This window comes from Stenotrophomonas sp. YJH_SMC_94-11, from assembly GCF_059370435.1.
Map to the genome: position 1 here is coordinate 1 of NZ_JCAFTR010000020.1, position 8,970 is coordinate 8,970.

The following is an 8,970-nucleotide window of genomic DNA, read 5'->3' on the forward strand; positions in this document are numbered from 1 at the left end:
CATCAACAGCGCCAAGGACGACGCCGCCGGCCTGGCGATCTCCGAGCGCTTCGGCACGCAGATCCGCGGTACCGACGTCGCCATCCGCAATGCCAACGACGGCATCTCGCTGGCCCAGGTCGCCGAAGGCTCGCTGACCGAAATCGGCAACAATCTGCAGCGCGTCCGCGAGCTGTCGGTGCAGGCCTCCAACGCCACCAACTCGGCCAGCGACCGCAAGGCGCTGCAGGCCGAAGTGACCCAGCTGGTCTCGGAAATCGACCGCGTCGCCAAGCAGTCGGACTTCAACGGCACCAAGCTGCTGGACGGCACCTTCTCCAGCCAGCTGTTCCAGGTCGGCGCCAATGCCGGCCAGGCCATCGCCATCGACAAGACCATCGATGCCAAGGCCGGCTCGCTGGGCACCTCGACCTTCGCCACCGGCGCGACCGCCGCCCTGGCCGCCAGCACCGACGGCGCACGCTTCTCCGGCACCGTGATGGGCGTGGACATCGGCACGGTTGAAGTGAAGGCCGGCGCCACCACGGCGGATGCCTCCAAGGCCGTCGCCACCGCCATCAACGCCAAGATCGGCGAGGCCGGCATCTACGCCGAAGCCAATGCCGACGGCTCCCTGAAGCTGAGCTCGGTGAAGGAAGGCAAGGCCGTTGCCGCTGCCGATATCGCCCTGATGCGCAGCGACTACGACGCCACCGCCAAGACCTGGGGCACCGCAGCGGCTGCCGGCGCCTACACTGCTGGCACCGACACCTCGGCCAACGTGCAGAAGCTGGACGTGAGCACCGTGCTCGGTGCCCAGCAGGCCCTGGAAGTGGTCGACAAGGCCCTGGGTGCGATCAACAGCACCCGCGCCGACCTCGGTGCGATCCAGAACCGCTTCACCTCGGTGGTGGCCAACCTGCAGACCTCGTCGGAAAACCTGTCGGCATCGCGCAGCCGCATCAAGGACACCGACTTTGCCAAGGAATCCGCCGAGCTGACCCGCACCCAGATCCTGCAGCAGGCCGGTACGGCCATGCTGGCCCAGGCCAACCAGGTGCCGCAGGGCGTGCTCAGCCTGCTGCGCTGATCCACGGCAAGAAGGCGCCGCTACCGTCGGGTCGAACCGACGGTAGCGGCAACCGGGAAGCCACGATGCACGAAGGCGCGGGCCATGCCCGGCCCGGGATGAGTCCCGAACCGGCTTGGCATCGCCCGCTCCTGCGGACCTCTCTTTCAGCGCTGTACCTTTGACTGTACGTACCGGGCGGCTTCGTCTCCCCCCGATTGTCAGTAGTCTGATCCCTCCCCTGCATTGGGGGAGGGCTTTTTGCAGACTCCCGGCAGCCCGCGGTGAACCCACCCGCACCCTGCCCCAGCCCTCCTGCAACCCGCGTGCCAGAACCTGCGCCAGGCGATTGGCACGGCACGTGCATCAACGAAGTCCTCAAGACCCAGCGGCGCAGGCCGCTATTTTCGTTGACGACGGGCCACCGCACGACGGCCGGGCCCGGATACCAGGAGAAACGACGTGGCAGACTTTGGATACGGTGGCATTGGCTCGGGGCTCAACATCTCGGACATCGTCAACCAGCTGGTCGCAGCCGACCGCAAGCCCGCCGACAATGCGCTGAACCTGCAGCAGTCCAAGGCCAAGATGCAGCTGTCCTCGATCGGCACCATCACCTCGGCCTTCGACAAGCTGAAGACGGCGCTGACCGCACTGAAGGCCACCACGGCGTTCGACACGCGCACCGTGACCGCAAGCAAAGGCGGCGACAAGGGCACCGACGAGATCCTGACGGCGTCGGTCGCGCTGTATGACGTCGGCACAACCAAGGCTGCCGCCTCCAATGGCACGCACGTGGTCAATGTCACCTCGCTGGCCACCGCGCACAAACTGATCGCCGATACCTCGGTACCCAAGACCGACACGTTTGCTGCCGGAACCTTGACGCTGACCGTTGGCGTGGGCGACAAGGCCAAGACCATGAACGTGGAGGTGGAGGACGGCGACACGCTGACCACCATCCGCAACAAGATCGATGCGGCTGGCCGCAAGGAAGGCGTGCAGGCCACCCTGATCAGCTCCGGCGACAACCAGTACCTGTCGATCGCCCAGGAGAAGACCGGTGCCGCCAACGCGATCAAGCTCGAATACGCAGGCAGCGACGCCAAGCTGGGGGGACTGGTCAACAGCCTCAAGCAGAACACCGCCGCCGCCGACGCCGAGCTGACCATCGATGGCGTGAAGGTCGTAAGCGCCAGCAATACGGTGGCCGATGCGGTTCCGGGCCTGACCCTGAACCTGAAGATGCCGGGCACCAGCACGGTGACCATCAGCACCGACACTGCGGCAGCCACCAAGGTGATGCAGGAGTTCGTCACCGCCTACAACGCCGCACTGGCGGCGATCAACACCGAAACCAAGTACGACGCCAAGACCAAGGAAGCCTCCACGCTGACCGGTGATGCGCAGATGCGCGGCGCCACCAGCCAGCTGCGCTCGGTGATGTCGAGCGTGCTCAAGGACCTGGCCGGTGACAAGCTCGATGCCAAGGCGATCGGTCTGGATACCCGCGGCTACCCCAATGCCGACGGCACGCTGATCCTGGACACCACCAAGTTCGCCGCCGCACTGGCCAGCCAGCCGGAGAAGATGCGCCAGGCGATCACCGGAGATACCGGCGGTGCCGGCAAGCTGTACACGCTGGTCGACGGCTATGTCAGCACCACGGTCGGAAAGGAAGGCGCGTTCGTCGCGCGGACCAAGGGACTGAACACCACGCTGGACAACATCGACAAGCGCCGCAAGGATCTCGACACGCGGATGAAGAGCGTGGAAGAGCGCTACAAGAAGCAGTTCATCGCGCTGGACAGCCTGATGGGCAAGTTGCAGCAGAGCAACACGGCGCTGCAGCAGCAGCTGGCACAGTTGAACCGCTGACGATGCGTGCGTGGCACTCAAGTTTGCCGCGCAATGCACCGATAACGGACGCAACAGCAATCATCGCCGCGCCGCCGGCACCGATCCCACGATCGCCCGACGGCACCCCGCGCAAGGAGAATCACGAATGTACGGTTCCAGCCGTCAATATGCCGAGCAGTACCGCCAGGTGGGAGTGACCAGTGCGGTCGCCGATGCCGATCCGCACAAGCTGGTGGTGATGCTGCTGGCCGGCGCGCTGGAGCGCGTGCGTCGCGCCCTGGCCAGCCTCGAGCGCGGCGACCAGGCCGGCAAGGGCAAGGCGATCGGCGAAGTCTGCGCGATCGTCGGCCACCTCAACGGCTCGCTGGACCATGAGGCCGGCGGCGAGATCGCCGGCAACCTGTCGGCCCTGTACGATTACGTGCTGCAGCGCCTGACCGAAGCCAACCTGCACAACGACCGCGCCGCGCTGGATGAATCGCTGCAGCTGCTGGGCGAGATCGACAGCGCCTGGAACGCGATCCCGCACGAACAGCGCCGCCCGGCCGCGGTGGCGCCATGAGCCTGCCCGAACTGCACGCGCAGCTGGATGCCTTCGAGAAGGCACTGGGCGATGACGCCCTGGACCAGGCCGACAGCCTGCTCGACGGGCACGACAGCACCCTGCATGCCCTGCTCAGCCAGCCGCTGACCGCTGCGGACCACGCGCCGCTGAGCGCCCTGTTCGAGCGCCAGCAGAGCCTTCTGGGCCTGCTGCGCCAGCGCCGCGATGCAGCAGCCGCACTGATGAATGACGGCCAGCGCTCTCTTCGCGCCGCCCATGCCTACCTGCAGGCAGAATCGCTGGCATGACCCAGCTGCCGACCACGTCGCTGCACCATCCTGCCGAAAGCGAGCTGTTCGACGAAACGCTCAGCTGCGAGCTGGCCCTGCCGGCCGAGTTCCAGGCGGGCAGCGCGGCCGGACGCACCAGCGGCGCCGAAGGCCTGCTGCGCAGCTTGGCACTGGTCGAAGACAGCCGTGTTGACGAGCACGACGAGCGCAACGAGGCCACCCTGCAGCTGCAACGCCTTGAAGCCAAGCTGGACCTGGCGATGGTGCTGCTCGGCCGCTTGGTGCGCCAGCAGGGCCTGGAACTGCCCCTGCGCCCGGTGCGCTGGTCGCGCCGTGGCATCCGCCTGCAGCTGGGCCCGCGCAGTGGTGCCAGCCCCGGACAGGCCGGCGTGGTGCGCCTGCAGCCCAGCGACTGGCTGCCCGACCACATCGACCTGCCGGTGGAAGTGATCGCCGAGGCAGCCGACGGCAGCGGCGGCCACTTCCTGTGGCTGCGCTTCCAGCGCCTGGGCGACGGCCTGGAAATGGCAATGGAACGGCACCTGTTCCGACTGCACCGCCGCCAGGTGGCCGAGGCGCGCCGGGCGCGCTGAAAGCTGCCACCATCACGCTTGGCGGGCAAGCCTTGGCGCGCCCGTTCAGCTAAGTTAAGGTGGACTCCCCTACACGGATCTGTTGCGTGCCTGTGCGAGTTCTCATCGTCGACGATCACACCCTCGTCCGCGCCGGCCTGGCGCGGCTGCTGCAGGGGTTTGCCGACGTGCAGCTCGTCGCCGAGGCCAGCAACGCCGAACAGGCACTGCAGCTGGCCCTGCAGCATGCGCCGGATGTGGTGCTGATGGATCTCTCGTTGCCGGGCCGCACCGGCCTGGAAGCGCTCAGCGACATCCGCCTGCGCGCCCCGGGCACCCGGGTGGTGATGATGACCATGCACGACGATGCCGCCCATGTGCGCGACGCCCTGGATCGCGGTGCGGTCGGGTTCGTGGTGAAGGATGCAGCACCGCAGGAGCTGGAACTGGCGCTGCGCGCCGCGCATGCCGGCCAGGTGTTCCTGAGTCCCCAGATCTCGGCCAAGATGCTGGCCCCCATGCTGGGCCGCGAGAAGCCTACCGGCATTGCCGCGCTGTCGCCGCGTCAGCGCGAGATCCTGCGCCGCATCGGCAAGGGCGAAAGCAACAAGGAAATCGCTGCGGACCTCGGCATCAGCGTGAAGACGGTGGAAACCCATCGCGCACGCATGATGGAGTCGTTGGGCTGCCGCCGCGCCAATGACCTGTTGCTGCTGGCCGCGCGCCACCAGCACGAGCTGGAGTGATTGCCTGCCAATGGGGTCAGATCCCTTTCCGCAGGAAAGGGATCTGACCCCTGCCCGGCACTGCACCGGCGACGAATTCCCGTCACCCTGACACGCCCCGACAGGAACCCGTACACGGCACAGCCCGGTCAACCCGGCAACCACACCGAAAATCAGCAACTTAGGCGCGATCATCGTCAACATTCCGCGCCGATGTAGGGAACACCCCTACATCCTGTCGGGACAACCACGAATCCCCTCAGGAACCCCCCGATTCCGCCCACGCCGGATCAAAAGCAAGATGCGTTCCACAAGGCGCCGGGGAGCGGCGCCGGGGAACTACGATGAAGGCTGCACTCTCGACCCAGCTGGGCCAACAACTTCACCTCACCCCGCAGCTGCTGCAGTCGATACGGCTGTTGCAGCTTGATGGCCTGCACCTGGAACAGGAAATCCAGCGCCTGCTGGACTCCAACCCGCTGCTGGAGATCGAAGAGGCCGAAGCGCCTGCCGCTGATGCCACCGAGGCCAGCGCCACCACGCTGGAAACCGCCGCGTTCGACGAGCTGCCGGAGTCTTCGATGTGGGACGTGGCCGGCGCCAGCTGGCAGGACGGCGACGACGACCGCATGGCGCGCATTGCCGCCGGTGAGTCGACCGACCCTCAGCTGCGCGTGCTGCAGCGCCTGGCGCTGGACATGGACGACAGCGAACTGGCGGTGGCCGCGTTCTGGCTCGACCACTGCGACGAGGCCGGCTACCTGCAGGCGCCACTGGCGCAGCTGCAGCTGCTGGCCAGCGCCCAGTTCGACATCGCCGCCGAAGGCGTCGAGGCCATCCGCCAGCAGCTGCTGCACGGTGAACCGGCTGGCATGGCTGCGCAGGACCTGCGCGAAGGCCTGCAGGCACAACTGCGCAGCCTGCACGGCGTGGTTCCCGCGCGTCACCTGGCCGCCCGCATCCTCGATGGCGCGCTCGAGGCACTGGCCGCGCACGACTACCCCGCCCTCGCCCGCCAGCACGACGCCGAGATCGACGACGTGCGCGAGGCGGTGCGCCTGATCCTCTCGCTGCAGCCGCGCCCCGGCGACAGCCTGCTGCCCGAACGCAATGCGGTGGTGGTACCGGACGTGGTCGCCTGGCATGCCGATGGGCAGTGGAAGGTGGCACTGAACCCGGCCACCAGCCGCCGCGTCTCGATCAACAGCCAGTACGAACAGGCGCTGGCCGAAACCAGCGAAGCCGCGCCGGCACTGCGCGAGATGCTGCAGGAGGCGCGCTGGTTCAGCCGCGGCCTGTCGATGCGCTACGACACCCTGCTGCGCACCGCGCGTGTGATCGTCGAGCGCCAGGCCGCCTTCCTGGTGCGTGGCGAAGAGGCGATGGCCCCGCTGACCCTGAAGGAAGTGGCCGAGGAAATCGGCATGCACGAGTCCACCGTCTCGCGCATCACCACCGGCAAGTTCCTGCAGACCCCGCGCGGCACCTTCGAACTGAAGCACTTCTTCGCGGTGCGCCTGGAAGGCGCCAGCGTCTCCGGCCAGGCGGTGAAAGCCATGGTCCGCCGCCTGATCGACGCCGAGCCCGCCGGCCGTCCGCTGGCCGACGAGGCCATTGCCGGCCTGCTGTCACGCCAGGGGGTGAACATTGCCCGCCGAACCGTCGCAAAATACCGAGAACAACTGGATATCGCCCCGGCCCGCGAACGGCGCCGGCTCAGCGCCAGGCAACCGCAGCTGGCCCGGGTGGGCTGAAAAGGATGTTGGACATGAACAAGCTCACGGTCCTGCTGGTCGATGACCACGAGGGCTTCATCAACGCGGCGATGCGCCATTTCCGCAAGATCGACTGGCTGCAGATCGTCGGCAGTGCCGGCAACGGCCTGGAAGCCATCGAGCGCTCGGAAACGCTGCGCCCGCAGGTGGTGCTGATGGACCTGGCCATGCCGGAGATGGGCGGCCTGCAGGCCACCCGCCTGATCAAGTCGCAGGACGATGCACCGTACATCGTGATCGCCAGCCACTTCGACGACGCCGAGCACCGCGAACACGCGCTGCGTGCCGGTGCCGACAACTTTGTCAGCAAGCTGTCCTACATCCAGGAAGTGATGCCGATCCTGGAAGGCCTCAGGGAGGAACAGTCGTGAGTGAATCGCGCATCCTGGTGCTGGACAACGACGCCGTGCGCGCAGAGCGCACCGTTGCCCTGCTGGAATTCATGGACTTCAATCCGCGCTGGGTCTCCGACGCGGCCGACTTCGACCTGGGCCGGCAGCGCCAGAACGACTGGATGGCGGTGATCGTCGGCAGCCTGGACGACAGCCCCGCCAGCACCGCGCTGTACAACTGGCTGGGCGGCAGCAGCCTGCCGCCTCCGGTGCTGCTGGCCGATGGTGATGCCGCAGTGTTTGCCCAGCAGCACGGGCTGCATGAAGCGAATATCTGGCCGCTGGAAACGCCGCTGCGCCACGCGCAGATGGAAGCCCTGCTGCGCCGCGCCAGCCTCAAGCGCCTGGATGCCGAGCATCAGGCCGGCGCCGCGCAGGACCAGGGACCCACCGGCAACGGCCCGGCAGTGAGCGCCCTGCGCACCATGATCGAGCAGGTGGCCGCATTCGATACCACCGTGCTGGTGCTGGGTGAATCCGGTACCGGCAAGGAAGTGGTGTCGCGCGCCATCCACCAGCGTTCGCCGCGCCGTGACGGACCGTTCGTGGCGATCAACTGCGGCGCCATTCCGGCCGACCTGCTGGAAAGCGAACTGTTCGGCCATGAGAAGGGCGCCTTCACCGGCGCGCTCACCGCGCGCAAGGGCCGTTTCGAAATGGCCGAGGGCGGCACCCTGCTGCTCGACGAAATCGGCGACATGAGCCTGCCGATGCAGGTGAAGCTGCTGCGCGTGCTGCAGGAGCGCAGTTTCGAGCGCGTGGGTGGCAACCAGACCATCCGCTGCAACGTGCGCGTGGTGGCCGCGACCCATCGCGACCTGGAGACCCGCATCGCTGAGGGCAAGTTCCGCGAGGATCTGTTCTACCGCCTCAACGTATTCCCGATTGAAGTACCCGCGCTGCGCGAGCGTCGCGAAGACCTGCCGGCACTGGTGGAAACCATCGCCGCGCAGCTGGCCCGCACTGGCCGTGGCGAAGTGCGCTTCACCCCGGAAGCCCTGCAGGCGCTGGCCGGCTACGAATGGCCGGGCAACGTGCGCGAGCTGACCAACCTGGTCGAGCGCCTGGCGGTGCTGCATCCGGGGGGTTCGGTGCGCGTGCAGGACCTGCCGGCCCGTTACCGTGGCGATGCGGCACTGGCCGCCACGCCGGCACCGGCACAGCCGGCCGCCAGCGAAGAACGCCTGGACCTGCGCAGTTTCTCCTTCCACACCCCGGGCAGCGGCAACCAGCCGGCACTGGAGCACGGCATTGCCGTCAATCGCCCGGCGGCACCGGCGGCGCTGCCCGACGAAGGCATGGACCTGCGCAACCACATGGCCAACATCGAACTGGGCCTGATCAACGAAGCACTGGAACGCACCCAGGGCGTGGTCGCCCACGCGGCCCAGCTGCTCGGCCTGCGCCGCACGACCCTGGTGGAAAAGCTGCGCAAGTACGGCATCGAGCGCGAGCAGGCCGAACTGGCCGGCTGAAACGCATTGCCAGCATGAAGGGGGCACGAACGCCTGGGCTTGCCCGGGCGTTGGTGTTTTTGGCGCCCGCGGTCGCCCGGGCGTCAGATCCCTTTCCCCAGGAAAGGGATCTGACCCCATTGCTTTTGCACGTTTTCCTAGAGACAACACTGATCTGGCCCCCCGTCAGCGGACGCCAAGAAGCGATACTTTGATCGCACTTGGAGGTCCCTTATGTCCCGTATCACCCGTCGTAGCTACACCGATGAGTTCAAGCACCAAGCCGTGGAGTTGGCCGAGTCGCTCGGGC

At 67.2% G+C, this 8,970-nt stretch carries 9 protein-coding genes; all 9 read left to right on the forward strand.

The window, feature by feature from the left end:
* A partial coding sequence (locus AC5P74_RS20010; RefSeq protein ID WP_495222503.1) for a flagellin occupies window positions 1–1,069 on the forward strand: 1,069 nt, incomplete at its 5' end.
* A 441-nt stretch (window positions 1,070–1,510) separates the two neighbouring features.
* Window positions 1,511–2,926, forward strand: a complete 1,416-nt coding sequence (fliD, locus tag AC5P74_RS20015; protein ID WP_005416448.1) for a flagellar filament capping protein FliD — start codon at window positions 1,511–1,513, stop codon at window positions 2,924–2,926.
* Window positions 2,927–3,053: 127 nt separating this feature from the next.
* Window positions 3,054–3,470, forward strand: a complete 417-nt coding sequence (fliS, locus tag AC5P74_RS20020; protein ID WP_495222504.1) for a flagellar export chaperone FliS — start codon at window positions 3,054–3,056, stop codon at window positions 3,468–3,470.
* On the forward strand, window positions 3,467–3,760 hold the full coding sequence (locus AC5P74_RS20025; protein WP_005416446.1) for a hypothetical protein: 294 nt from the start codon (window positions 3,467–3,469) through the stop codon (window positions 3,758–3,760). The genes fliS and AC5P74_RS20025 overlap by 4 nt, the downstream gene beginning before the upstream one ends.
* Window positions 3,757–4,335, forward strand: a complete 579-nt coding sequence (locus AC5P74_RS20030; RefSeq protein WP_069138606.1) for a PilZ domain-containing protein — start codon at window positions 3,757–3,759, stop codon at window positions 4,333–4,335. Before AC5P74_RS20025 ends, AC5P74_RS20030 begins: the two co-directional genes overlap by 4 nt.
* Window positions 4,336–4,427: 92 nt before the next feature.
* On the forward strand, window positions 4,428–5,060 hold the full coding sequence (locus tag AC5P74_RS20035; RefSeq protein ID WP_005413261.1) for a response regulator: 633 nt from the start codon (window positions 4,428–4,430) through the stop codon (window positions 5,058–5,060).
* 323 nt (window positions 5,061–5,383) lie between these two features.
* Window positions 5,384–6,793 (forward strand): RNA polymerase factor sigma-54, encoded by a 1,410-nt coding sequence (gene rpoN, locus AC5P74_RS20040; protein ID WP_329842995.1) that lies wholly within the window; start codon window positions 5,384–5,386, stop codon window positions 6,791–6,793.
* Window positions 6,794–6,807: 14 nt separating this feature from the next.
* Window positions 6,808–7,185, forward strand: a complete 378-nt coding sequence (locus AC5P74_RS20045; RefSeq protein WP_005409556.1) for a response regulator — start codon at window positions 6,808–6,810, stop codon at window positions 7,183–7,185.
* The gene (locus tag AC5P74_RS20050) at window positions 7,182–8,681 is read left to right on the forward strand and encodes a sigma-54 dependent transcriptional regulator (RefSeq protein WP_329842997.1); all 1,500 of its coding nucleotides are present in this window, start codon (window positions 7,182–7,184) and stop codon (window positions 8,679–8,681) included. Before AC5P74_RS20045 ends, AC5P74_RS20050 begins: the two co-directional genes overlap by 4 nt.
* The last annotated feature ends 289 nt before the right edge of the window (window positions 8,682–8,970 follow it).